Origin of the sequence: Pseudobacter sp. (assembly GCF_051955275.1) — a bacterium.
Classification (GTDB): domain Bacteria; phylum Bacteroidota; class Bacteroidia; order Chitinophagales; family Chitinophagaceae; genus Pseudobacter.
In genome coordinates this window covers 1-25,277 of sequence record NZ_JBQCGW010000267.1, presented here as the reverse complement: position 1 = coordinate 25,277, position 25,277 = coordinate 1, and the positions used below count along the sequence as shown (strand labels likewise).

The following is a 25,277-nucleotide window of genomic DNA, read 5'->3' as shown; positions in this document are numbered from 1 at the left end:
AGATCTTAGTATGTATCAGCAAAACGCCGGACACAACGGCAAAAATAGCCTTCACTGATAACAATACGAAATTTGCACAGGATGGCGTTCAGTGGATCATCAATCCATATGATGAATGGTATGCGCTTGTTCGCGCTATCGAGCTGAAAGAGAAAGACCCTTCCACCGTGCTCCACCTCGTGACCGTTGGAGGCGCTGATGCGGAACCTATCATCAGAAAAGCACTGGCGCTGGGTGGTGATGAGGCAATCCGTGTGAATGCAGACAGCCAGGACAGTTTTTATATCGCCTCCCAGATTGCCGAAGTGGCAAAATCAGGCGGCTATGACCTGGTATTCACCGGCCGTGAAACCATCGATTACAATGGTTCTTCCATCGGCGGTATGGTAGCTGAACTGCTGGGCCTCCCCTATATCTCCCTCGCTACCAAATTTGAGCTCAACGGTACTACTGCCACCGTCACCCGCGAAATTGAAGGCGGTGAAGAAGTGTGCGAAGTGCAGTTACCCGTTGCAGTTAGCTGTCAGAAAGGAATGGCGGAACAACGTATCCCCAACATGAAAGGCATCATGGGCGCCCGTACAAAACCTCTCAAAGTGGTTGAACCGGCTGCCATCGACGCACTCACTTCCATCGTAAGCTTTGAGCTGCCACCAGCCAAAGCGGGCGTTAAACTGATCCCTGCGGACAATCCGGAGGAACTGGTAAGACTGCTCCACGAAGAAGCCAAAGCGATCTAAGCCTTAACCCATTCTTTTACTTCAATTCAACACAAGAATATGTCAGTTTTAATCTTTATAGACCAGGCCGAGGGCCATATCAAGAAAGCTTCTCTCGAAGCCATGAGTTATGGCGCCAAAGTAGCCGCCCAACTGGGAACAACAGCCGAAGGCATTGTGCTGGGCTCCGTAACGGAAGACCTCGCCGCCCTGGGTAAATACGGCATCAAAAAGATCCACCACCTGAACAACGCGGCACTGGATCATTTTGACGCACAGACTTTCACACATGCCATCGCCGAAGGCGTTAAAGCTACCGGTGCAGACGTGGTGATCTTCAGCAATAATGTAGACGGAAAGGCAATCGCCCCCCGCCTCAGCGCCAGCCTGAAGGCCGGTCTGGTTTCAGGAGCAGTGGCCCTGCCCGATACCAGCAACGGTTTCGTGGTTAAGAAGAGTGTGTTCTCCGGTAAGGCATTCGCCAATATCGGCATCAGCACCGCTATCAAAATCATTGCGCTCAACCCCAACTCATATAAGGTGGAAGCCACTGAAGGCACTGCGGAAGTAGCGGCCCTCAATGTGAACATCGAAGCTCCTAAAGTAAAAGTGACCGCAGTCAACAAGGTAACCGGCGAGATCCCGCTCAGCGAAGCTGAAGTAGTGGTGAGCGGTGGCCGCGGTCTCAAAGGACCAGAGAACTGGAACCTGATCACAGACCTGGCCCATGTACTGGGAGCAGCCACTGCCTGCAGCCGCCCTGTGGCTGATGCACACTGGCGCCCGCACCATGAGCATGTTGGACAAACCGGCCTGGCAATCGCCCCCAACCTTTATATTGCCGTGGGTATCTCCGGCGCCATCCAGCACCTGGCGGGCGTAAACCGCAGCAAGGTAATTGTGGTGATCAACAAAGATCCTGAAGCACCATTCTTCAAGGCTGCCGACTACGGAATTGTGGGCGACGCATTCGAAGTGATGCCAAAGATCATCGAAGCTGCAAAAAAAGTAAAGGGAATGGCCTAAAACCATTTCAGGCACAATATTATAATGAAAAAAAGCGGTTGTATTGCAACCGCTTTTTTTTTGGTAAAAATGCCTTAGTTTCGTGTCTCCGTATGAAGAAAATAGAGTTGGAAATAGTTGCACTATCACATAGTATAACCCAGACACATTCTTACGCTGTAGTGCTGGGTGAGGTGAATGGCCTCCGCCGTTTACCGATCGTGATCGGGGGCTTTGAAGCCCAGGCCATTGCTGTGGCACTGGAAAAAATGCATCCAAGCCGTCCGCTCACGCATGATCTCATGAAGAATTTCATGAATGCTTTCACTATTGACCTCCAGGAGATCGTGATCTGCGACCTCCAGGAAGGCATCTTCTATTCCAAGCTCATATGTGTGAGCGAACACGATACTGTGGAAATAGATTCCCGGACTTCCGATGCACTGGCCCTGGCCGTTCGCTTCGGTTGCCCCATCTACACCTACGAGAATATACTGGAAAGCGCAGGCATCCTCATGGAAGATCCCTCCGGCAAAAAGAAAACGCCCCGGGAAGCCGTTGCCGCTGAAGCCACTACAACCAGCAGCAGCCATGAAGACCTCAAAGCCATGAGCGTTGAAGAATTGCATACCCTCCTGAGCGAAGTACTTGAACAGGAAGATTATATCCGGGCTATCGCCATCCGCGATGAGATCAACAGCCGGAAAAAAGGCAGATAACATCCGATAACAGGAAATGATCAGCTTTCCCAATTGTAAGATCAACCTCGGCCTCCGGATCCTCGGAAAAAGACCCGACGGATACCATAACCTGGAAACGGTGTTCTATCCCCTGCCGGTACGCGATGTGCTGGAAATTGTAAAGAACAGCACCAACGAACTCTCCGTTACGGGTATCCCCGTTGCGGGTCCACCAGAAAAGAATCTCTGCATCAAAGCATGGGACCTGCTCAGCCAGGATTTCCCTGACCTCTCTCCCGTTACTACCTGCCTGCATAAGAATATCCCGATGGGCGCAGGACTGGGAGGCGGCTCTGCCGATGGCGCTTTTATGCTGCAGCTGCTCAACGATAAATTCCATCTACAACTCAGCAAGGAACAACTCCTGGCATATGCCCTGCAACTGGGCAGCGATTGTCCTTTCTTTATCTGCAACAAACCCAGCCTGGCTACGGGCCGCGGAGAAAAGCTACAGCCCATAGAGCTCGATCTCAGCAACTATTCCTTTCTGTTAGTACACCCCGGCATTCATGTGAATACCGCCTGGGCATTTTCACAGATCAGCCCATCCGGTGATACAGATTCCCTGAGCTCTGTCATCCAGCTGCCAGTGGAACAATGGAAAGACAAATTGATAAACGATTTTGAAGCCCCTGTAATAAGCCACCATCCTGCCTTGCAGGAAATAAAAGACCAGCTTTATACCTATGGCGCCATTTATGCATCCATGAGCGGCAGCGGTTCCTGTTTTTATGGCATCTTCGCTAATAACCAGTTACCCCTGATCAACTGGCCTGCGGGCTACCGGGAATTCAAACTTCCCTGATAATTTTTATTGTAAATACCATTTCTAATTTCTATTTCCTTGCATGAAACCTGCAAAACGCCGTAAGAAAACCAGTATCATCCTGGCAAGTTCCATCAGCGCCATCTTCCTGTTATTCCTCATTGCACGCTTTTCAGGAATGTTGAATTATTACAAAACCCCTACAACTGCCAACAGGCCCAATATCAACCAGGGCGATCTCATATTTGCATCTAACCTGGTAAAGCCTGAAATAAATGATATGATCTGCTTCCAGTATTACGATTCTATACATGAAAAGAAAGAAGTAATCTACGTGTTCAGACTGGTGGCAAAAGGCGGAGATAAAGTGGAGATGCGTAACGGCGACCTGTATGTGAATAGCCGGCCAGCCGACCGTGGCCTCAACCTCATGCAGGTTTACCATGTTCCAATTGCCATGGAGGACCAGATAAAAACACTGGCAGGTATTGAAGAAGAAGAATATGATCCAAACAATTATGCCGAGCCTGATTTTCAACGAATGGGCCCCACCAGTGATTCCGGCAGGGTATTTCTGACGGATGAACAGCTGGAATTACTAAAAAAAGAAAAGATTCCCTACAACAAGGAAATGCTGCCTGCTTATGGCGACGATGAAATATTCAATATCTACAGGCATCCATGGAGCCCTGACAGTTTCGGCCCCTACATCGTTCCGCAGGATCATTATTTCGTTATGGGCGATAACCGCCATGGAGCAATGGATTCGCGTTATATCGGCCCCATCGCCGTTTCAAAATACACAGGCACTGTCATAAACCGCTGATCACAATTTTCTATTATTACCTATCTTCCGGTAGCCATCCAACTACAGGCAATTCAAACATTCCTGATACCCTACCTTGAACTTTTTCAATATCTTGCCGGTATAAATTCTGCGAACATCTTATGAAGCACCAGGGATTGAAAAAACTGTTCCCCTACCTGATCATCATACTCCTCCTCATCGTGTCGTTGCTGATCATCAGGACCACAGGAGCCATACAGCTCAGGATCGCAGACAACAATTATTGCAGACCCTCCATCAGTCAGGGCACCATTATCGCCATCAGCGCCTGGAAAAAACCTGCGCACAATGATTTTATCTGCTTTTACAATCTCCCGATAGGCTTTATGGATGACAGAACGAAAGGAGTACTCAGACTGGCAGGCCTGCCCGGAGATACTATCGAGATCAGGAACGGAGAACTTTTTGTAAACGACATGTCCGCAGACAAAAACCTGGATCTCGTAAAAGAATACGGCATTCCCAAACCGCTTGCTGAGCGCACGCTCAAGCTACTTCGTTATGACACCCTCGCCAAAAGGTTTGAAAACCGCGCAGACTCCTTCTTCCTCCAGCTGGTAAAAAAAGACCTGTTGAAACTCGAAAAAGAGAAAATTCCTTACTCCAGAAGGATCGCCTATAAAAATTCTCCATCGCAACAAATTGTTAACCTCTTCCAGAAAAACTGGGACCATGATCATTTCGGCCCCTATATCGTTCCCCCAGGTCATTATTTTCTCCTGGGCGATAACCGGAACCAATGCCTCGATTCAAGGGATTTCGGCCCCCTGCCCGTTGAAAGGCTTATCGGTACTGTACTTAACCACTGATTGCTTCCTTCCCTTATTTTCCGTACCTTCGTGTCAAATCTGAATAAAATCAGCAACAGGACTCACATAATTTATTTTCTCCATTTCAATCTCGATTTCCTCAATCATCGAGGTTAGTCCCTGGTTTCCCGGCGCCACTCCGCACCGGGCGGTTTCTTCTGTCAATTGGTTTTTCCCTTTTTTATCATGTATTCTTTTCACAGGATACACCCCGTAAATCAGTTTTATATGCAAGCAACAATGCACAACTCTACCAGAGAACAATATTACCTGGCCATGGAAGAAAAGTATGGCGCACACAATTACCATCCTCTGCCCGTAGTGCTGGAACGCGGACAAAACGTGCATGTGTGGGATGTGGAAGGTAAGCGCTACTTTGATTTTCTCAGTGGCTATTCCGCCGTAAACCAGGGACATTGCCATCCTGCTATCATTGCCGCATTGATTGAACAGGCGCAGCAGCTTACACTAACCAGCCGTGCCTTCCACAGCGCACTGCTGGGTGAGTATGCGAAATTTATCACAGACTATTTCGGCTACCATAAAGTGCTTCCCATGAATACCGGTGTGGAAGCCGTTGAAACAGCCCTGAAACTCTGCCGCCGCTGGGGCTATGATGTAAAAGGAATTGAAGAGAATAAAGCAGTGATCATTGTCTGCGGTGGAAATTTCCATGGCCGTACCAGCACCGTGATCTCCTTCAGTTCTGATCCCTCCGCCCGTAAAGGTTTCGGTCCATATATGGAAGGCTTCAAAAGCATTCCCTACAACGATCTCGCTGCACTCAGTGAAGCACTGAAAGATAAAAATGTTGCCGGTTTCCTGGTTGAGCCCATCCAGGGCGAAGCCGGTGTACTGGTGCCGGATGAAGGATACCTCTCCACCGCAAAACAATATTGTGCTGATGCGAATGTACTCTTCATTGCAGATGAGATCCAGACCGGCTTAAGCAGAACAGGAAAGCTGCTGGCCTGCGATCATGAAAATGTTCGTCCTGATATATTGATTCTCGGCAAAGCTCTGAGCGGCGGCACCCTGCCAATCTCAGCCGTGCTGGCCGATGATCCCATCATGCTCACCATCAGGCCCGGCGAACATGGTTCAACCTATGGCGGCAACCCGCTCGCCTGTAAAGTGGCCATCGCTGCCCTCACTGTATTGAAGGATGAAAAGATGACGGAGAATGCTGAAAAGATGGGCGAGCTCCTGCGCCGCAGACTGGCTGAGCTTCAATCACCCCATATCAAACTCATCCGTGGCAAGGGATTGCTGAATGCCATCGTGATCCAACATGCCAATGCTGATGCAGCATGGGACCTCTGCCTGGCCATGAAAGAAAATGGAATCCTGGCCAAACCCACGCACGGCGATAAGATCAGGCTGGCGCCACCATTGACCATCACTGCAGAACAGATAGAAGAATGTGTGCAGCTGATAGCTGAAAGTCTGAAAGTACTTGACTAACTGATAAACGGGAACGGCGCTTAGCCGTTCTTTTTTTGCTCCGGCAGTTTTGTATCGGGGAAGGCGGCCATGAGCATCATTACGGCAGAAGAGATCAATACCAGCCAGATGCCTGCTCTCTTCTCAGGACAGATCCCATGATAGCAACCTGTAAATACCAGGAAGCAACGGATGGCCCATGCCACGATAATGGCATTGAAGAGCAGGTTCCATCTCTTGGCCCATACCCGGGGAACCAGGAAGAAAACAGATGAAATAACGGCGAAGACTACAAATAGCTTACCTGGCCTGCCGTACTGGTTGTTTTCGGAAAAGAAGCCGGTAAACTCTTTTTGTACATCAGGGTAATAAGCCCAGGGAATAAAACAGGCGATCACCAGGGTGATTGCTGCCGCTACGCCGATCCATTGAGAATATTTCATGGCGGCAAAAGTACTTTATTTTATCTATTGGTTCCCGAGACGTTCGGCCAATACTTTTTCATAATTATCCTTCGCAATGATCCTGCCTTCAGGGTCCAGCAGATATACCTGCGGCACAAAACTGAGCATGTACAGCCTGGCTATTTTCCCGGTATGCCCCTCCAGATCACTGCCATGCTTCCAGTTGGAATTATCCACCCTGATAGCATTCACCCAGTCCTGCGCATTCTTATCGATACTCACCCCCAGGATGGTAAAATTTTTGTCTTTATACTTATTGTAGAGCTCCCTCAAATGAGGAACGGCCGCCCGGCAGGGTTTGCACCAGCTCGCCCAGAAATCGAGCAATACATATTGTCCACGGTAATCAGACAGATTCCAGCTGTTACCTTCAGGATCATTTACCGTGAAATCAGGCGCAGTTGACCCGGGTTGTAATGAGAGATCGCTCTCCACATTTTTCCTGTACAGTTTTGCGCGGTCCGTTCCCTGCAAGGAAGCATCAAGTGTTTTGAAGAGTGAATACCATTTGTGGCGCTTTTCCTCATCGTAAACAATTAGGTCCAGACTCAGTGGTGATCCCGGATGCAGCTTCACGAAGTTGCCTACTTCATGGAGATCCAAACCGGTCAGCTTTGAACCATGACCAGCCTGCCATTCATCCCATAACTTATTCAAAGGGCCTGCCATCACCGTGGCGGCTGTTAAATTCTTACCTGCATTCAACTGAATCAGTCCTTCTTCAAGATAAATTGTCCTGGTTTGCATTTCTCCTTTGCTGAACACCAGCAGATTGGCCATCATCACTTCCTTTACTTCACCGGAAATGGAAAATTTCCCGTTTATCGCCCTGGTTTTCTGGATCACAACCGGTTTATTGCCCTGTGTTACCAGGGAGATACGGGTACTGTCGGGCAGTTCAACAGTGCCGTTTATTGTAAATTTCAGCTGGGCGCCTGCCAGTACAGGCAGCAACAGGGAAAGTATGAGGATTGCATTCTTCATATTTTCCTAACACCTGAACTGATAATTAGAGTGAATACTGTTAATTATTCTTTCTCTCATCTCCCTTTAATCCAATCTTAATTTCTTTTTATACTTCATCGGCTATTTTTGCATTTCTATTGAATCAATACTTGAATTTCAGATCAGTCATATTACTGGTATGCAGTTTCCTCTTTGGTGTGGTGATCACATCCAAGGGTAATACCCGTGTATATGCAGCTCACCCGCAGCAGATCCTGGCTTTCCAGGAAGATGAGCAGGATGCGCAGGACTGTTTTGAAGAGAGCCTGCTCGTATTCTCGGAGATCCATGCTCAACGGCCATCCAGGCTCCGCTCCAGGTTTACCGTTTCATCCTCTTACTTTATCATCAGCGCCTCCCAACGCGCCGAAGAAGTAAGCATCAGGGACATTCGCAGTGCAGATACCGTCTGTATGCCCAAGCAAACACAGACACTGCCGTTCTACTATCTCTTTCTCTTCCGGTTAACACCGTTCTGAGTGATTGTTCACATCCAATTCATTTATGCCTGTTCCATCGCTGATCAGGCTGTACTTCTTTATACATATCAATGCTAAAGGCACTGCCCTGGCTAAATCCGGCGGCAGCCACCCAATTTTTATTTTATGAGATCAATTCAATTGTTCGGATTACTGTCCGTGCTCTACCTGGCCGGCTGTACAGCAAAAGGAAATACAGACAAGGAAAAACCATTGGTGGAAGTGCCGGTCTTTGAGCTGCAATCGCGGGACACCATGCTTCACAAAAGCTACGTCAGCAGCATTGCCGCTTCGCAGAATGTGGAACTGCGTGCCAAGGTTTCAGGCTTCCTCGAAGGCATTGCAGTGGATGAAGGACAATATGTTCAGAAAGGACAACTCCTCTTCCGCCTGAATGATGCGGAGTTCAAGTTGCAGCTGGCCGAAGCCAGTGCAGCGCTTACCAGCGCAACCGCCGACATGAAAAGTGCGGAAGTGGAAACCGACCGCGTGAAAAAACTGGTCGATAAAAAGATCCTCTCCCAATCGGAAATGGAACTGGCGCTGGCCCGGCTGACCGCTGCAAAAGCAAAAGTGGAAGAAGCCACCGCCGGCAAGGCCAAGGCAGAGCTGCGCCTCTCCTATGCCAGTATCCGCGCGCCTTTCACAGGTGTAATTGATCGTATCCCACACAAAACCGGCAGTCTCGTAAGCGAAGGAGCCCTGCTCACCACCGTATCTGATATCCATAAGATGCACGCCTACTTCAATGTATCCGAAAGCGAATACCTGCACTATGTAAAAGCAGGCAAGACCAAAAACCGCTTAGGCATGCCCGTGCAACTGCAACTGGCGGATGGCAGTCTCTTTTCCCAACCAGGCACCATCGAAACCATGGATGGTGAATTTGAAAAACAGACAGGATCTATCGCTTTCCGGGCAAAATTCCCGAACCCCGACAAGCTCCTCAAACACGGAGCCAGTGGGAAGATCCTGCTCACTTCCATGGTGCCCGGCGCACTGATGGTACCACAGAAAAGTGTATTTGAGATCCAGGACAAGAACTATGTATTTGTGCTCGAGCCAAACAATTCCGTAAAGATGAAGCGCTTTACACCGGACACCAGGATCGATGATTTCGTACTGGTGAAGTCGGGCCTCGAAGCAGGCGACCGCATCATCTATGAAGGCGTGCAGAATATCCGCGAAGGCGTGAAAGTAACGCCGCGCTTTATTTCGTCTGACAGCCTGCTGACGGCCCACTAAAATTGTTTGACCTAAACCAGATGGTATCATGATAGAAAAATTTATCCGGCGACCGGTCCTGTCGCTCGTGATCTCTTTGATCTTTGTTCTCCTGGGTGTACTCGCATTGTTCACATTGCCGGTGACCCAGTACCCCGATATCGTTCCCCCATCGGTAGTGGTGACCGCCAATTATAATGGCGCCAATGCCGATGTATGTACCAAAGCCGTGGCCATTCCGCTGGAACGCGCCATCAACGGCGTTCCCGGCATGACCTATATGAACTCCGTCAGCAGTAATAACGGCGTTACACTGATCACCGTTTTCTTTGAAGTGGGCACAGACCCCGACCAGGCCGCAGTGAACGTACAGAACCGCGTTACCACCGTACTGGATGAGCTTCCGGAGGAAGTGATCAAGGCAGGCGTTACCACAGAAAAGGAAGTGAACTCCATGCTGCTCTACCTGAACATCATGAGTGACGACAGGAATGTGGATGAAGAATTCATTTACAATTTCACCGACATCAATATCCTGCAGGAGCTCAAACGGATCAACGGTGTGGGTTTCGTGGATATCATGGGTGCACGTGATTATTCCATGCGTGTATGGCTGAAACCCGACAAGCTCCTTGCCTATAATATTTCCACCGAAGAGATCATTGCTGCGCTCCGCAACCAGAATATCGAGGCAGCACCCGGTGTTACCGGCGAAAACTCGGGTAAAGACAAACAGGCCAAACAATATGTACTCAAATACACCGGTAAATTCAATACCCCCGAGCAATATAAGGATGTGATCCTCCGCGCGGATGATGATGGCTCGATCCTGCGGCTCCGCGATATCGCCGATGTGGAATTCGGCACAGTGAGTTATGATATGGTGTCTTACACGGATGGCCGTCCCTCTGCGAGTATCATGATCAAACAACGCCCCGGTTCCAACGCGCAGGACGTGATCAATGAGATCAAAGCAAAGATGGAAGAACTGAAAGAAACCAGCTTCCCTCCCGGCATGGTGTACAACTACGCCTATGATGTGAGCCGCTTCCTGGATGCCAGTATCAGCAAGGTGCTCACCACACTGGTAGAGGCATTCATACTGGTATTCATTGTGGTGTTCATCTTCCTGCAGGATTTCCGCAGTACACTGATCCCGGCACTGGCAGTGCCAGTGGCACTGATCGGCACGCTGGCCTTCATGCTCATGTTCGGTTTCTCGATCAATATCCTCACATTGTTTGCATTGGTGCTGGCCATCGGTATCGTGGTGGACAATGCCATTGTGGTAGTGGAAGCCGTGCACGTGAAGATGAGCGAACAACATCTCTCCGCCATGGATGCTACCCTGGCCGCCATGAAAGAGATCGGCAGCGCGGTAGTAGCCATCACCCTGGTGATGTCGGCGGTGTTTATTCCGGTGGCATTCCTGTCGGGGCCAGTGGGAGTTTTCTACAGACAGTTCTCTCTCACCCTGGCCATTGCCATCGTGATTTCAGGTATCAATGCCCTTACGCTTACACCGGCCCTGTGTGCACTATTACTGAAACATCCTACTCCCGGCAAAAAGAAAAGCCTGCTGCAACGCTTTTATGACCTGTTCAACAAAGGATATAACGGAGCGGAAAGAAAATTCGGCAGGACCGTAAACCGCATTGCAGGCAGAAGAGTGATCACCCTGGCGATGCTGGCTGTGTTCTTCATTGCCATCTGGGGAACCGCCAAACTGTTGCCTTCCGGGTTCATACCGGCGGAAGATCAGTGTATGGTGTATGTGAATGTGACCACGCCACCCGGCTCCACGGTTGAACGCACGGAAGAGGTGCTGAACGCCGTACAAAAGGCATTGCAACCGGAACGAACCATCGAGAATATCAGTACCCTGGCGGGTTACAGCCTGATGAGCGATATCTCCGGCGCTTCTTATGGTATGGCAATGATCAACCTGAAAGAATGGGATGACAGGGAAGAAAGCATAGCGGAACTGATCACGCGCTTCAAAGAAAAGACGGCACATATTTCCGATGCCAGCATCGAATACTTTGAACCGCCTACCGTTCCGGGCTTCGGCAATGCCGGAGGTTTTGAACTAAGGTTGCTTAACAAAAACCGCAATACAGATCTTGCACAGATGGCCACGGTCAGTGATGGCTTTCTGCAAAAGCTGAAAGACCACAAAGTGATAAGCAATGCCAATACCAGCTTCGATCCCAATTTCCCGCAGTACCTCATTCATGTGGACCAGGAGATGGCAGCCAAGCAAGGTGTTACCATCGACAATGCCATGGGTACCTTACAGACCTTGCTGGGCAGTTATTATGCCACCAACTTCATCCGCTTTGATCAGATGTACAAAGTGATGTTGCAGGCTTTACCACAGTACCGCGCCAACCCGGAGGATGTACTCAATCTTTTTGTAAAGAACAATAAGGGTGAGATGGTTCCTTACTCCAATTTCATCCGCATGGAGAAAGTATATGGGCCCGAGCAGATCACCCGTTTCAATATGTACACAGCCGCCATGATCAATGGTGATGCGGCTCCGGGCTTTACCAGCGGTGATGCCATTACAGCTATTAAACAGGTGGCGGACAGCAGTCTCCCTAAAGGCTACAGTTTTGAGTGGAGTGGTATGACGCGTGAGCAGATCCTCAGCGGCAATGAAGCCATCTGGATATTCCTGATCTGTCTGCTCTTCGTATACCTGGTTCTGGCAGCTCAGTATGAGAGTTTTCTTTTACCCCTTGCCGTTATACTGAGCCTGCCTGCCGGTATTGCAGGCGCTTTCCTTTTCCTGCTTATCACAGGATTGGAGAATAATATCTATGCACAGGTGGCGCTGATCATGCTGATCGGACTGCTCGGCAAGAATGCCATCCTCATTGTGGAAGTGGCCATACAAAAACGGAAACATGGCATGAGTATCCTGGAAGCAGCACGCGAAGGCGCGGTAAGCAGGCTTCGTCCCATCCTTATGACCAGTTTCGCTTTCATTGCGGGATTGATCCCGCTTTGTATCGCCAAAGGCGCAGGCGCGATGGGTAACAACTCCATCGGCATCGCATCCGCAGGGGGTATGCTGGTGGGTACCATTGCGGGTATCTTCCTGGTGCCAGGTCTTTACGTTTTGTTTCAAAGGAAAGCAAAGAAGAAGCTGAAAGCTGTAAAGCAGGAAGCATAAAAAGTCAACAATGAAAATATCGAAATATCAAATCAGTTTCAGGCCGGTTCTGACGGCAGCCATAATCAGTGCAGCCTTCATCACCGGTTGCAAAGTGGCGCAGCCGGAACCGCTGCCGCCGGTGAAAGCCATGCCTGAGCAATTCAGCAATACTGCAGCTTCACAGGATTCCGGCAGGCTCGTATTCCGTGAGCTCTTTCCGGACCAGCAGCTCATCAGCCTGATCGATTCCGCGCTGAAGAATAATGCAGATATCAATATCGCTTACCAGCGCATCGTATCCGCGCAGGCGCAGCTGATGAACCGCCGCCGTGCACTGCTGCCTTCAGTGGATGCGCGAATCGCCGCTACGGCAGACAGGTATGGAGATTACACGCTCAATGGCGTAGGCAACTTCGATACCAATCTGTCTCCGAATATCGATAAAGATCAGCAGATCCCGCTGAGCCCTACCACCGATATGTGGATCGGGCTGCAGAGCAGCTGGGAGATCGATCTCTGGGGGAAGCTGGGTGCACTGCGTAAAGCAGCTGCCTCGGACCTGCTGGCGCAGCAACAGGCAAGGCGGGTACTGGTGACCAGCATCGTTTCGGTTATTGCTCAGGGTTATTATGAACTGATCAGCCTTGATGCAGAACTGGAGATTGTGCGTAAGAATATCAAACTGCAGGAAGAAGCGGTGGAGATAGTGATCGCCCAGAAAGCAGGTGGCCGCGCCACGGAGCTGGCCGTGCAGCAGTTTGAAGCGCAACTGTTAAACACAAAAGCGATAGAGCATCAGCTCCTTCAACAACGGGTACAAACGGAAAACCAGCTCAATTCAGTGGCGGGAGCATACACGAAGCAGATCGCAAGGGCTTCGGTGCTGCCTGCCACTATTCCTGCCATCCATGCAGGAGTGCCGTCCAGCCTCCTGTTACGGAGGCCGGATATCATGCAGGCTGAGCTCTCTTTACAAGCAGCCAATGAAAATGTAAAAGCTGCCAGGGCAAGTTTCTTTCCATCGCTTACTATCCATCCATATATCGCCCTGAATGCTTTTACCCCTTCCCTGTTATTCAATGCGGGGTCCCTGGCCTGGGGTGCTGCCGGGCAGCTAACCGCACCATTGCTGAACCGCCGGCAGATCAAAACAGATTTCACCATCGCCAATGCCGCCAATCGTGAAATGATGTACAGTTATCAGCAGAAACTGGTGGAAGCCTATAATGAAGTATCCACCAATATCAGTGCTGTGAACCAGCACCAGCACGCATTCAGGTTGAAAACGCAGGAAGTGCAGGAATTGAAAGAAGCGGTACAAACCGCCAGGGACCTGTATCTCACGGGATATGCCAATTACCTGGAAGTGATCACGGCTCAGAAGAATATGCTGGAAGCGGAGTTGCAGAGCACGAGGCAGAAACAGACTATTTTCACTTCTGTGATCAGGCTGTATGCAAGTCTGGGAGGAGGTTGGGAGAATTCTTAATGGGATGAAAAAGCAACACCCTGCTCTTTATAGCACACCCTGATTTGGCTTCTGGCTCTATCAATTACAATATTCAAAAAGCAGAAGGCGTTCCACTTCCAAAGGAACGCCTTCTTTATGATGAATGAAAAGCAAGTTTACTGCAGCTTTCCTGCATTGATATCTATGCGCTTCAACGGCGTAACGGCTGGCCCGTTGATCACCTCCCCTTCTTTGGTGAATCTTGAACCATGACAGGGACAATCAAATGATTTCTCATCTGCATTCCACTGTACCACACAACCCAGGTGCGGACAAACCGCACTGCAGGCATTCACTTTCCCGTTTTCATTTTTGTATACGGCTATCCGTTTCATGCCTTTTCCGAGTATAGCCCCGTTGCCTGGCGCCAGTTCATCCAGACTTTTAATATCAGCTTCCGTGAAATAATCGCCATACTGTTTGGCCATATCCATCACCTCAGAAAGATAGGTGCCCAGTTCCTTCATGGGCAAACGTTTGGGGGAATATAATTCCGCCCACGGATTTGCTTTATCCTGGATAAGATCGAAAAGGATCATCGCACCGATTGTGCCATGCGTCATTCCATTGCCGGAATCCCCGGTGATGATATAAATATTTTCATTGCCTGGATTGCGACCGATGAAGCCCATATAATCTATTGGTTCCATCACCTGTCCGGACCAGTGGTATACCACATCACCTGCTGCCGGGAAATGCACGCGCATCCAGTTGATCAGTGCCTGGTACCGCGATGTTTCGGGGATCTTCTCTTCATCAGCGCGGCCGGTTTTATGATCTTCGCCTCCGATGATCAGCAAATCATGTGTATTTGTATACGCCTGCGTTCTGATATAATGATAAGGAGCTGTCACCCATTTGGAATCCTGATCGCCCGTATCCCACCAGAGTGAACGGGGCAATGTTCCTTTGGGAACAGGAGCCGCAATCACATAGGTACGATAGGGAAACTGTTTGGTGTGCATGGTAACCAGGTCATTCACCGGCGTATTGGTGGCAACAACAATATGCTGCGCCTTTATAGTGAAGCCATTGCACACAGCACCATGTTTATCGATCTTCGTTGCGCGTGTTTTTGTAAAGATCTTTGCGCCGAGGTTCAATGTTACGTGCGCCAGTTCATGCAGGTAACGCATGATATGGAACTGTGCCTGCATGGGATAAACGATACAGGGACCATCAGCAGGAGACATACCGGGAATCTCATCCATCCATTGTGCAGGAATCCCTGCCCTTTTCACGGCTTCCAGTTCATCAGCCAGGTATTGTTTCTTTTCGCCGGGGAAGAGAAACAAATACCCGTTCAACCGTTCGAAGTCGCAGGCAATATGTTCTTCCCTGATAATGGATGCAATCTTTTCGATAGCGGCCATATGGCTGGCGGCAGCCAGCTTTGCGCCTTCTTCACCAAATGCCTTTTCTATATATTGGTAATGATCATCCAGAGCACAGGTGATATGTGCTGTTGTTCTGCCGCTCTCGCCGGAACCGATCAAACCATCTTCCACCAGTGTTACAATCCTTCCCGCTTTTGCCAGCAGGTAAGCGGTGGTCAATCCTGCGATACCACCACCAACCACCAGTACATCGGTTTCCATATCCTGACTGAGTGTGGTTATTTCAACAGGAGCTACTGCATCTATCCAGTAAGAATGATTTTCTCCTGAGCTGAAATTCCCCGTAGTGCCGTCTGGTGATAAATTGTGATTCATAAACCGGTATGGCACAAAGCACGTACCAGCAGGTGATATTTTACCTTTTATTGGCAGCGTTCTCCGTGATCAACAGTGTACATGAGGATTTCTGTTGCTTTCCCTACCCAAATTAATAATAAAATGAAAAAGGGACTGACCAAAAGGCCAGCCCCCAATGCACAAGTTCGTAGCTGATTCTATGACTGACTAACTCCCGAATATTTCTTTCAGTTTTTTGTCCATTGCCTCATCATCTTCTCCGCCACCGCCGTAGCGGCCCACGATCACACCTTCCGGATTGATCAGGATCTTGGTAGGCAAAGAATGAATCCCGTAATAATCACTGATATCTTCAGGATTATCTTCATCATTCATTTTCTTCTTCATATCCAGTCCGCGTAAAACATGTTTCCATACACCGATGCCATCTTTAGCCACTGCCTTTTTCCAGGCATCATGATTACTGTCGTCGTCGGAAACTCCTACAATCTCGAAACCTTTGTCTTTGTACTTTGAATACAATGAAAGCAAATGCGGATTGCCTTTACGGCAGGGTACGCACCAGCTTGCCCAGAAATCCACCAGTACATATTTTCCTTTCAGATCGGAAAGGCTCAGTTGCTGGCCATTGATATCCGTTTTGGTAAAGCCATAGGCTTTGCTGCCGGGAGATCCCATGCGGAGTCCTTCCAGTTCCTTTTTTATAGCTTTTCCATAACTGCTTTGTTGAATATGGGGTGGCATCTTTGCATACAATTCTTCGCCTTCCTCCACCTTCATGCTGCTGACATAGAAACGCATGACATAGGCAGTTGCCCAGGATTCCGGATGGGCTTTGACCCAGTTCATGGTATTGGCGCGCATCTTCTCATAGTAAGGATCCAGCTTGTCCTTGGCTTCCGTGGCCTTGTCTTTCAACTGCTGAAGTGTGTTCTCATCTTTTTTGGCCTTCATGGCGGCCATATACTCCAGGTTCCTTTTTTCATAAGCTTCGCTGAGCGGTTTCATTTCCGCACGCAGGGACGCATTCGTTTTTTCAAGCTCTTCATTCTCTGCATTGGCTGCAGATCCGGTGAGCGTTGCTGACCTGATATTTCCTTTCACCAGGGAAAGTTTCATATTGCCCGGCTCAATGAACAGCTGCTTATAATCTTCACGCCCACTCATACTCCGCAGCTTTTCGGCAGATACCATCGCCATTACTGGGTTTGGCAATTCACCTTTGAAGGTGAATTTACCATTCTTCACCAGGCTGCTGTCTGTTCTGTGATCACGGTCTCCTGTGGAGTACGACAGGTATACATAGCCGTTATGACCTCCTTTGATGCTGCCATCGATGGTGAACGGCTTTGACTGGGCCAGCGCAGAAAACCCGGCCAGGGTGAATGTTGTTAAGAATATTATCTTATTGTTCATGCTCTGTAAGGTTAATGTAAGATTTCAGAAAGTTTTGTATGAAGCATGGTACCACGCAGGTCCTTTGCAATGATCACACCATTGGGGTCCAGCAGGAAAGAGCTGGGAATGGCCTGAATACCATACCAGGAAGATATCTCGTTCTCATATCCTTTGAGATCAGAGATCTGCGTCCAGGGCATGCCATCATCGGCAATCGCTTTTTTCCATTTAGCGGGATCGTCATCGAGAGACACACCCAGCACTTCAAAGTTCTTTCCTTTGAAGTCGTTGTACGCCTTCAGCACATTGGGGTTCTCTGCCCGGCAGGGGCCGCACCAGCTTGCCCAGAAATCGATGAACACATATTTGCCTTTGAAATCAGACAGCTTCACTGTTTTTCCATTGGCATCGTTCTGTGCAAAATCCTTGATGGTCTCACCAATGGAGCTGCGCTTCAACACCTGCAATCTTTCCCCCAGTTTCTTTCCTGAATATGTCTGTTGTGCTTTTGGATCAAGCACACGGTACAGGGTATCCAGTGGCGCAAATTCACCCATCATGGCCATATCGGCAATCAATCCCACACTTACAGGGCTTTGTGGATGCTTCCTGACATAGTCTTTGATGCGTCCTCTCTTCACCATGCGGAAAGAATCGATCTTTGCTTCCAGCACAGCTTTTACTTTTTCATCCTTTGCTTCATGCAGTTGCTGGTAGAGCGGGCCCTGTGCTTGCTCGATATCATCAACCGATTTCTGCCAGGCCATGTACTCATCCTGCGATGCTGAGCCGCTCACTTTGGTGTAATAAAAAGAATCAATATTTCCTTTCAGTTGCACGGGAGCATTCTCCATGTAGAATTCCATATAACGCTGGCTGGTGCCCACAAAGACCTTGCGTGGGTCAGAAACGGTGCCCGTCCAGCTGAATTTTCCTTTCACAACAGGGACGGTATCGGTCTTTCTTTCTTCATCCGAAAGATTTGAGATGTACACTACCGAATCCGTGAGTCCGGTGATGTCTGCATCGATACTTGCCTGTTGCTTTTCAGGTGCTGCGTTCTGGCAGGCGGCGGCACAGGATAAGGCCAACACCCAGCAGATGTTTGTTTTCATTTTTGTCATGGCTTATTTCGTTTTAGGTTCTTAACGCTGATAGCCCGGGTTCTGATCACCGAAGAGCGGATTGTTCATCAGCTCATTGTGGGGCACGGGCATAATGTACTGGATCTTATCGGTGATGGTGGGCTTGATCTGCTTTACGGTAGCGAAAGGAAGGCGCAATAAAGCCAGCCACTCCTGTCCGTCTTCACCAGTCAGGTTCCTGGCGGTTTCCCTCCAGATCTGCTCCAGCATGGCATCGGGCGTTGCTGCATTATCAACAGCTGTATAATTGGTCACTTCTGCTTTGGCCATCACTTCTTTCAGAATGGTCCGTGCATCGCTGATGGAACCACCGGACCGTACGATCGCTTCAGCCTTCATCAGTAATACTTCAGATAACCTGATAGCATAAGCGCTTTCTGTAACCTGTGAAGGCGTACTTCCTTCTGCAATGTATTTGGTGAAGTAGTAAGAACCCGGCCGGTATGAGTTGGCAGTACCGGTCATCCAGCCGCCGCGGGGATCATTCTGCAACAGATCTTTAAAAGCCTGGACCGCTACATACAAGGAGGAGGCGCCGGGCCAGAACTGACGGCTGCTGTTGTAATAATATGCTTCCTGGTTCAACTGCGGACGAACACCCAGGATCACCTCTTTACTTGCCAGTCCTTTTATTCTGAAAAGGTCTACCAGCTTAGGTTCCAGCTGATACCTGTTTCCTGCAATGATCTGGTTGGCGAGCGTGATGGCGGCAGTGTAATCCGCAGGCTGCCCATGACTCAGCAACACACGCATTTTCAGTGCCATGGCAGCATATTTCGATGCATATACATTTCCGGTGGAATCAGCACCATTGGTAACGGCATAATCCAGGTCTTCCAGGATATCTGCATAGGAGTCGGCAACTGTGCTCCTTGGTTTGGACACATTACCCAGGGTCACCAGCTCTTTGCGAAGCATTACACCAAACTTGCTGTTGAGGTCCCACCACTGTCCGTAATAACTGAGCAGTTTGAAATGGCCGTAAGCCCTGAGGAAGCGTGCTTCGGAAAGAATATTCTTTTTGGAATTGCCTGTGAACATATTGTCCGGCAGCTTCTCTACTCCACCGATCACACCATTGGCGGCATTCACAATGGCGTAGGAGTACGACCAGAAAACATCGGAGTTATTGTTGTAGATATTGTTTTCATCATCTCCCCCGCCATATCCATATCCGATGAAGCCTGAGTAATAACCGGGCTGCGTTTTGTTATTGCCCCAGCTGGTTACATTATTCCCTGCCTGAACATTGGCGAAACGATAGTACGCGCCATTGAGTGCCACGATAGCCGTTTTCTGATCTATTACCGTATTTCCCTCCACTTTGGCATTCTCCGGTAATTTGCCCAGTTCCTTGCTGCAGGAGCTGAAAGTCAGAAGCGCTACCGGTATTGCATATATGAGTTGTTTCATTCTTTCAATGATTTAAAGGTTGATTAAAATCCGATCCTGATACCAGCGCTGTATTGACGTACAGTTGGGAATGTTCCGGAATCCGTAGCGCCATTGATGAGGCTGTAAGGATTTCCGCTCACTTCCGGATCAGGGCCGGGATAATCGCTGATAGTAATGAGGTTGGTGCCGGATACATATACATTCACATCCCTCATTCTCCATTTGTCCATCAGATGTTGAGGCAGCCTGTAACTCAGCGTGATTGATTTCAGCTTGATATAGCTGGCATCATACACATCATTGCTGGCGGTGTAGGCCGTTGAATTGCTGTTCAGGATCAGGCGCGGCCTGTCTGACGTTGGATTATCCGGTGTCCACCTGCCGAGAATGGCAGTACTCTTATTGGTTTGTCCGCCTACATACTTATTCTGCACATCCTGCAGGTACAATACCTCACCACCATAGCTGTAAGTGAAGAGTACAATCAGGTTGAAATTCTTGTAAGTAACGGTGTTGGTAAAGCCGCCATAAAACTTCGGCTGTGCATGCCCGATAACATCCTGTGCAGGGAAACCTGTGCTGTCGATCTCATACATGGGGTCGCCGATACTGGTATATGGACTGAAGTAGATATAATAAGGCCAGCTGGCTTTATAATCATCGGCTTCTTTCTGTGTCTGAATGATGCCTTTGAATTTCTTACCGAAGAAAAGACCGATGGGCTCTCCCTTACGCACGATGCTGTTACCCAGGTAATACTGAGCAAGGGCAGGATCACCGTTAGGATCAGTGAAGTCATTGGCGATATCCAGTACTTTGGAGCGGTTGCCGGAGATGTTGAACGCTGCATTCCACTGGAAGTCTTTTCCACGGATGATATCAGCGCGCAGGTCTATTTCCAGTCCCCTGTTCTCGATAGTGGCAAAGTTGCTGATCACACTGGAAAAACTTGAACTGGGAGGCAGGATGGTGCTCATCAGCAGGCCATCTGTTTTCTTTTCATAATAACCTATGGAACCTCTGAAGCGGGAGTTCAGGATACTGAAGTCGAGCCCCAGATCTTTCTGCAAAGTAGATTCCCATTTGATATTCTCGTTACCGAGCTGTGTGGGCACCATTGCATTCACCCTGTTGTAGGAACCTGGTGTGTAGAGCGTATAGAAGAGGTTGTCACCGATATTCTGCGTACCAGTCAGACCAGCGCTGGCGCGGACTTTCAGTTCATCTATCCATTTTACGTTCTTCATGAAATTCTCTTCATTGATCCTCCAGGCCACACCGCCGGAAGGGAAATACCCAACCCGGTTCTTAGAGGGGAATTTGGAAGAAGCGTCAGAGCGGCCGGTAAAAGTGAAGAGATATCTTTCTTTCAGGGAATAGTTGGCACGCATGAAGAAGCTCAGCAGGGAGCTCTGTCCGGAAGTTCCGGCCGGCATCAGTGGAATAGCGGCAGAAGAAAGATTATTCAGGAATTTATCATCAGGAAATCCCTGTGCACTGGCGGAGAAGGAATTGAAGCGGTCTTTCTGCCAGGTGGTTCCACCTACAACATTGAGGCGGTGATTTTCATTGAATGTTTTATCCCAGGTGAGTGTATTCTCATAAAAGAGGCTGGTGTTCTCAGTCTGCGACTGTGAGCCTGTACCTCCATTGGAGCTGCCGACACCATTGGGAGAAGCGATCACAGCCAGGCTCGGCACATAGTTCAGCTGGTGGTAATTGGTATAGTTAACGGAAACCACGCTGCGGAATTTCAGGTCTTTCAGGATATCCACCTCGGCCGCCAGTGAGCCGAGCAAGGTGGAAGTTTTGCCTTCGTTGATGCCCTGCAGCAATGCCATAGGGTTTTGAAAACCTTCATAGTCGTATCCACCGATAGTATTGCCGGTGAACTGGTACACGCTGCCATCAGGATTGAAGGCAGGCAGCGTGGGCGGCGCATATAGGGCTTGCGCGTAGATCCCGTTGGTGATATTGTTTTTGGTAAAACCATAATCCAGGTTGGCGATGATCCGCAGGCGTTTTGTGATCTCGTTATCCAGGTTGATCTTTCCTGAGATCCGCTGGAAATCTGTTCCTCTCAAACCACCTTCCTGTTTCTGATAAGCCAGGGAAGTGTAGTAGCGGGAACCGGTACCTCCACCGCGAACGGAGATATCTGCGTTCTGCGTGATACCGGTGCGCAATACCAGGCCAAGCCAGTCTGTGTTGGCAGTGCCCAGGTAATCAGGATTGGAGAGGATCTGTGTGGCTCTTGCATTAGGCGCCTGGCCGGCAGCAGCACGTGCATCATTGAGGTTCTTCGCTGCTTCGCGCGTGATCATTTTGTATTGATCGGCATTCAGCAGGTCCTGTTTGATAGCCCTGGTGAAACCTGTGTAATAGTTGGCTTCGAGCAAAGGTTTCTGGTTCTGCTTTCCTTTTTTGGTAGTGATGATCACCACACCGTTGGCGGCGCGGGAACCATAGATAGCAGTAGCAGAGGCATCTTTCAGGATATCAATACTTTCAATGTCGTTGATATTTAAACCGGCTAAACTGTTCAATCCTCTTGCGAAGGCGCCGGATACGGATGAGTTGGGATCATCGCTGCCGAAGCGTTCGATGGGATTCACGGCTTCCGCCTGGTTCTGCAGGTAACGGTTCTGGATCTGCACCTGTACACCATCGATGATGTAGAGGGGGTCATTGCTACCCATCAGTGAGGTACCGCCGCGGATGCGGATCTTGGCCATACCGCCGGGAGAGCCGTCTGCCTGTACTACCTGCACACCTGCCGCTTTACCGGTCAGGGCCTGGTCGATGCTCACGAAAGGTGCATCACGCACTTCTTTCACATCAACGGAAGACACGGAGCCGGTAAGGTCTTTTCTTTTGGTGGAACCATAACCTACCACAATATAATCTTCCAGGGAAGCCACTTTGCGTTTGAGGGTGACATCGATCACTGATTTTCCCTTCACCGCAATGCTCTGCGACTCATGGGAAACGCTGGTGAATACGAGGGTACCGTCCTCAGGCACTTCGATGGAATAGGCGCCATTGGCGAACGTGGTAGTAGCGTTTTTGGTGCCTTTCACCGTAACGCTTACACCCTGAACCGGCGTTCCATCCGCTTCCATCACGCGGCCGGATACGCTTTTGCGCATGGTGATCACCAGTGATTCCGGTGTTACATATGCCGGTGTTTCCTCCTTGCGGATGAAAATAGTATTACCCCGGATGGTGAACTTCAGGGGGAGGCCTTTCAAAATGGTGTGGAGCGCTTCCGTCAGCGGCATATTGGCAATGGAAACGGTCAGCGGCTGGATAGCGTTCATGTCTTCTTTCTTGAAAAAGAAAAGATAACCTGTCTGCTTCTCGAAGGCGGAGAGCACCACGGGGATGGTGACCGACTTAGCCGAGTAGGAAACAGTCTGGGCCGAGGTATGAGCGTTTACCTGGAATACGGCCACAATCAGGAGAATGATAGTCAGTTTCATCGCATTCACAGTTGTTCCATCGATGGAACGGGAGAAAGTCCTGTGCACAATTCCTTCATCCACCGAGGCAGTTTTGGTAAAGCAGGCGGAATTATTCCGCTGCTTAACAGCATTTAATTGCATACTTTCGCAATGTTTTGGTTAAGTAATTAAGCAGTTCGACACTATTTGATGACTGACCTGAACATCGCCGGGTAAAGGGGTCCAATCTTCTACCCGGTTTTTTATTCCGGTCAGGGTAACACAACTATTTTGTTTCCATCTTCAATCCTGAAATTCACATCAAAATTCTTCAGTTCCGCCAACACATCTGCCAGGCTGAGGTTCCGGCCCATCTTACCTCCGAATTTTCCCTTAGATACAGGGCCTGCATATTCAATTTCCACATTGTACCACCTGCTCAGTTGCCGCATTACGGCGGGCAATTCCATATCGTTGAAATTGAATGCTCCGTTCTTCCAGGCCACTACATCATCTACGTTCACTGTCTTCTTCTGCAGCTCATCCGACTGCTGGGCCTGTTCTCCCGGTCTAAGCACCAGTTCTTCGTTTCTTTTAACCGCCAGTACTTTCACGCTTCCCTCCAGCAGGGTGGTATTGATGCCCGGCTCGTCAGCATACGCATTCACGTTGAAGCTGGTTCCCAGCACCTGCACTTCTGCCTGCTGACCGATGTTCACGATGAATGGCAGGTCTTTGTTCTGCGCCACTTCAAAGAAGGCTTCACCTGTTACTTCCACCCTTCTTTCAAATCCTCCGAAGACAGTGGGATAGCGCAGCGACGAAGAAGCATTCAGCCATACGCGTGTGCCATCGGGCAGGGTCACATTGAACTGGCGGCCCCTGGGGGTGGTCATGGTATTGAACTGTGGGGCAGCCAATGCCTGTTGTTGCGAATGATAGGTCAGCTGCCCATCGTTCAGCACCACATGCGTTCCCTGTTGCGTGCTCACCAGGCCGTTACCAAGGCTATCCAGCACCAGCTGTGTGCCGTCTGCCAGGGTGAGGATGGCGCCATCCTTTCCGGGAGGCACATTCTTTTCCACTACTACAGGCTGATCCGCCACCTGCGTTGACTTTGTATTACTGTTGGTGAACCAGAAACCCGCCCCTGCTACCAGGACCACTACCGCAGCTGCCGCATAACGGAAGAATGGCCGTTTATAGAATGGTATCACTGGTGTTACGGTCACATCCTCCGTTCTGTCTGCATTCATGATCCGGCCCAGCACCTGTTGCCAGTGCTGCGGATCATACGCCTGATCAGTTTCCCGGCCATCGAGCCATTGGGCGATGCCGGCCTGAACATCCTGCGGGGATGATTCAAAGAGCTGATGCAGTTCAGCTAATTCACCATCAGTGATACTGCCGGAAATGTATCGTTCTAACAGGACTACTATTCTCTGTTGCATATGGGTATTTTGCGGGTTTGGCCGGAGCCGTCCCTGATACTAAGTAACCGTTGAGAGGAAAAGGTCTATCAGAACCTGGAAGAAATTTTCAAAGCGGCTTCCAGCAGGCATAAGGGGATCCAGAATCCTTTGGTGCGCATATGCTTGCGGATAAATTCAAGCGACTGCGCGATGGTGTTCTTTACTGTTGATACGGAAATATTCAGCTGGCTGGCAATCTCTGATTGTTTGAGGCCCTGCTCGCGGTATAGCAGCCAGATCAGCCGGCGTTGCCCGGAGAGATGGTCCACGGCATCGTGAATGGCTGATCTCATTTCTTTGAGTTCAGTGAGGACAGGTATTTCTGCCTGGCTTTCGGCTGCGGAACCGGCCAGGATACGAAGATGTTTTTCTTTGCGAAGCTGTGACCGCAGGTGATTGAAACAAATATTGGAAGCGATGGAAAAGATCCAGGCCCGGGGATGATCGATACCCGGCAACTGGTCTCTGTTGATCCATACACGCAGGAAGGTTTCCTGGATGATCTCTTCCGCAACGGGGGTGGATTTCACCAGGCTGGCCACATGAATGTGCAGCC

The 25,277-nt window shown here is 49.5% G+C and carries 20 protein-coding genes; 11 read left to right on the top strand and 9 right to left on the bottom strand.

From position 1 onward, the window contains the following. Nucleotides 1–2: 2 nt before the first annotated feature. From ACTHMC_RS23535 to rocD, 7 genes are all read left to right on the top strand, one after another. Nucleotides 3–740: an electron transfer flavoprotein subunit beta/FixA family protein gene (locus tag ACTHMC_RS23535; protein ID WP_440416947.1), complete on the top strand. Its 738-nt coding sequence runs from the start codon at nt 3–5 to the stop codon at nt 738–740. A gap of 39 nt (nt 741–779) precedes the next feature. Then, nucleotides 780–1,745 (top strand): electron transfer flavoprotein subunit alpha/FixB family protein, encoded by a 966-nt coding sequence (locus ACTHMC_RS23530; RefSeq protein WP_440416945.1) that lies wholly within the window; start codon nt 780–782, stop codon nt 1,743–1,745. Between the two features lie 92 nt (nt 1,746–1,837). Beyond that, nucleotides 1,838–2,443 (top strand): bifunctional nuclease family protein, encoded by a 606-nt coding sequence (locus ACTHMC_RS23525; RefSeq protein WP_440416944.1) that lies wholly within the window; start codon nt 1,838–1,840, stop codon nt 2,441–2,443. Nucleotides 2,444–2,459: 16 nt separating this feature from the next. Further along, nucleotides 2,460–3,269 carry a 4-(cytidine 5'-diphospho)-2-C-methyl-D-erythritol kinase gene (gene ispE / locus ACTHMC_RS23520; RefSeq protein ID WP_440416942.1) on the top strand — a complete coding sequence of 270 codons (810 nt, stop codon included), beginning with the start codon at nt 2,460–2,462 and terminating at the stop codon, nt 3,267–3,269. A 43-nt stretch (nt 3,270–3,312) separates the two neighbouring features. Beyond that, nucleotides 3,313–4,056, top strand: a complete 744-nt coding sequence (locus ACTHMC_RS23515) for a S26 family signal peptidase (RefSeq protein WP_440416940.1) — start codon at nt 3,313–3,315, stop codon at nt 4,054–4,056. A gap of 122 nt (nt 4,057–4,178) precedes the next feature. After that, nucleotides 4,179–4,886 (top strand): signal peptidase I, encoded by a 708-nt coding sequence (gene lepB / locus ACTHMC_RS23510; protein ID WP_440416938.1) that lies wholly within the window; start codon nt 4,179–4,181, stop codon nt 4,884–4,886. 228 nt (nt 4,887–5,114) lie between these two features. Next, complete coding sequence (gene rocD / locus ACTHMC_RS23505; protein ID WP_440416936.1) at nt 5,115–6,350, top strand: ornithine--oxo-acid transaminase; 1,236 nt, start codon at nt 5,115–5,117, stop codon at nt 6,348–6,350. A 20-nt stretch (nt 6,351–6,370) separates the two neighbouring features. Here the strand turns inward: rocD and ACTHMC_RS23500 are convergent, their stop codons facing one another. Both ACTHMC_RS23500 and ACTHMC_RS23495 read right to left on the bottom strand, forming a co-directional pair. After that, nucleotides 6,371–6,772, bottom strand: coding sequence for a hypothetical protein (locus tag ACTHMC_RS23500; protein ID WP_440416935.1), 402 nt, complete (start codon nt 6,770–6,772; stop codon nt 6,371–6,373). A gap of 24 nt (nt 6,773–6,796) precedes the next feature. Continuing rightward, the gene (locus ACTHMC_RS23495; protein WP_440416933.1) at nt 6,797–7,777 is read right to left on the bottom strand and encodes a redoxin domain-containing protein; all 981 of its coding nucleotides are present in this window, start codon (nt 7,775–7,777) and stop codon (nt 6,797–6,799) included. A gap of 131 nt (nt 7,778–7,908) precedes the next feature. On the opposite strand from ACTHMC_RS23495, the gene ACTHMC_RS23490 reads away from it, so the two are divergent. From ACTHMC_RS23490 to ACTHMC_RS23475, 4 genes are all read left to right on the top strand, one after another. Then, complete coding sequence (locus ACTHMC_RS23490) at nt 7,909–8,277, top strand: hypothetical protein (RefSeq protein WP_440416932.1); 369 nt, start codon at nt 7,909–7,911, stop codon at nt 8,275–8,277. A 126-nt stretch (nt 8,278–8,403) separates the two neighbouring features. After that, nucleotides 8,404–9,522: an efflux RND transporter periplasmic adaptor subunit gene (locus ACTHMC_RS23485; protein ID WP_440416930.1), complete on the top strand. Its 1,119-nt coding sequence runs from the start codon at nt 8,404–8,406 to the stop codon at nt 9,520–9,522. 28 nt (nt 9,523–9,550) lie between these two features. Beyond that, nucleotides 9,551–12,682, top strand: coding sequence for an efflux RND transporter permease subunit (locus ACTHMC_RS23480; protein WP_440416928.1), 3,132 nt, complete (start codon nt 9,551–9,553; stop codon nt 12,680–12,682). Nucleotides 12,683–12,692: 10 nt separating this feature from the next. Continuing rightward, nucleotides 12,693–14,153, top strand: coding sequence for an efflux transporter outer membrane subunit (locus ACTHMC_RS23475; protein ID WP_440416927.1), 1,461 nt, complete (start codon nt 12,693–12,695; stop codon nt 14,151–14,153). 137 nt (nt 14,154–14,290) lie between these two features. On the opposite strand, the gene ACTHMC_RS23470 is transcribed toward ACTHMC_RS23475, so the two are convergent. From ACTHMC_RS23470 to ACTHMC_RS23440, 7 genes are all read right to left on the bottom strand, one after another. After that, nucleotides 14,291–15,886, bottom strand: a complete 1,596-nt coding sequence (locus tag ACTHMC_RS23470; protein ID WP_440416925.1) for an FAD-dependent oxidoreductase — start codon at nt 15,884–15,886, stop codon at nt 14,291–14,293. A gap of 189 nt (nt 15,887–16,075) precedes the next feature. Next, entirely contained in the window at nt 16,076–17,284 is a 1,209-nt protein-coding gene (locus tag ACTHMC_RS23465) for a redoxin domain-containing protein (RefSeq protein WP_440416924.1), read from the bottom strand. A gap of 11 nt (nt 17,285–17,295) precedes the next feature. Continuing rightward, a complete protein-coding gene (locus ACTHMC_RS23460; RefSeq protein WP_440416923.1) occupies nt 17,296–18,390 on the bottom strand; it encodes a redoxin domain-containing protein in 1,095 nt (364 codons plus the stop codon). Between the two features lie 21 nt (nt 18,391–18,411). Continuing rightward, nucleotides 18,412–19,824, bottom strand: a complete 1,413-nt coding sequence (locus ACTHMC_RS23455; RefSeq protein WP_440416922.1) for a RagB/SusD family nutrient uptake outer membrane protein — start codon at nt 19,822–19,824, stop codon at nt 18,412–18,414. Between the two features lie 23 nt (nt 19,825–19,847). Next, entirely contained in the window at nt 19,848–23,411 is a 3,564-nt protein-coding gene (locus tag ACTHMC_RS23450; RefSeq protein ID WP_440416920.1) for a TonB-dependent receptor, read from the bottom strand. Between the two features lie 110 nt (nt 23,412–23,521). After that, nucleotides 23,522–24,700, bottom strand: coding sequence for a FecR family protein (locus ACTHMC_RS23445; protein ID WP_440416918.1), 1,179 nt, complete (start codon nt 24,698–24,700; stop codon nt 23,522–23,524). A gap of 68 nt (nt 24,701–24,768) precedes the next feature. Continuing rightward, nucleotides 24,769–25,277 (bottom strand): sigma-70 family RNA polymerase sigma factor (locus ACTHMC_RS23440; protein ID WP_440416916.1); only part of this gene is annotated, 509 nt, incomplete at its 5' end.

Bases quoted from the DNA above. Each gene is read 5' to 3' on its own strand.
- ACTHMC_RS23530 (WP_440416945.1), top strand. From the start codon at position 780: ATGTCAGTTTTAATCTTTATAGACCAGGCCGAGGGCCATATCAAGAAA.
- ACTHMC_RS23525 (WP_440416944.1), top strand. From the start codon at position 1,838: ATGAAGAAAATAGAGTTGGAAATAGTTGCACTATCACATAGTATAACC.
- ispE (WP_440416942.1), top strand. From the start codon at position 2,460: ATGATCAGCTTTCCCAATTGTAAGATCAACCTCGGCCTCCGGATCCTC.
- ACTHMC_RS23515 (WP_440416940.1), top strand. From the start codon at position 3,313: ATGAAACCTGCAAAACGCCGTAAGAAAACCAGTATCATCCTGGCAAGT.
- lepB (WP_440416938.1), top strand. From the start codon at position 4,179: ATGAAGCACCAGGGATTGAAAAAACTGTTCCCCTACCTGATCATCATA.
- rocD (WP_440416936.1), top strand. From the start codon at position 5,115: ATGCAAGCAACAATGCACAACTCTACCAGAGAACAATATTACCTGGCC.
- ACTHMC_RS23500 (WP_440416935.1), bottom strand. From the start codon at position 6,772: ATGAAATATTCTCAATGGATCGGCGTAGCGGCAGCAATCACCCTGGTG.
- ACTHMC_RS23495 (WP_440416933.1), bottom strand. From the start codon at position 7,777: ATGAAGAATGCAATCCTCATACTTTCCCTGTTGCTGCCTGTACTGGCA.
- ACTHMC_RS23485 (WP_440416930.1), top strand. From the start codon at position 8,404: ATGAGATCAATTCAATTGTTCGGATTACTGTCCGTGCTCTACCTGGCC.
- ACTHMC_RS23480 (WP_440416928.1), top strand. From the start codon at position 9,551: ATGATAGAAAAATTTATCCGGCGACCGGTCCTGTCGCTCGTGATCTCT.
- ACTHMC_RS23475 (WP_440416927.1), top strand. From the start codon at position 12,693: ATGAAAATATCGAAATATCAAATCAGTTTCAGGCCGGTTCTGACGGCA.
- ACTHMC_RS23470 (WP_440416925.1), bottom strand. From the start codon at position 15,886: ATGAATCACAATTTATCACCAGACGGCACTACGGGGAATTTCAGCTCA.
- ACTHMC_RS23465 (WP_440416924.1), bottom strand. From the start codon at position 17,284: ATGAACAATAAGATAATATTCTTAACAACATTCACCCTGGCCGGGTTT.
- ACTHMC_RS23460 (WP_440416923.1), bottom strand. From the start codon at position 18,390: ATGACAAAAATGAAAACAAACATCTGCTGGGTGTTGGCCTTATCCTGT.
- ACTHMC_RS23455 (WP_440416922.1), bottom strand. From the start codon at position 19,824: ATGAAACAACTCATATATGCAATACCGGTAGCGCTTCTGACTTTCAGC.
- ACTHMC_RS23450 (WP_440416920.1), bottom strand. From the start codon at position 23,411: ATGCAATTAAATGCTGTTAAGCAGCGGAATAATTCCGCCTGCTTTACC.
- ACTHMC_RS23445 (WP_440416918.1), bottom strand. From the start codon at position 24,700: ATGCAACAGAGAATAGTAGTCCTGTTAGAACGATACATTTCCGGCAGT.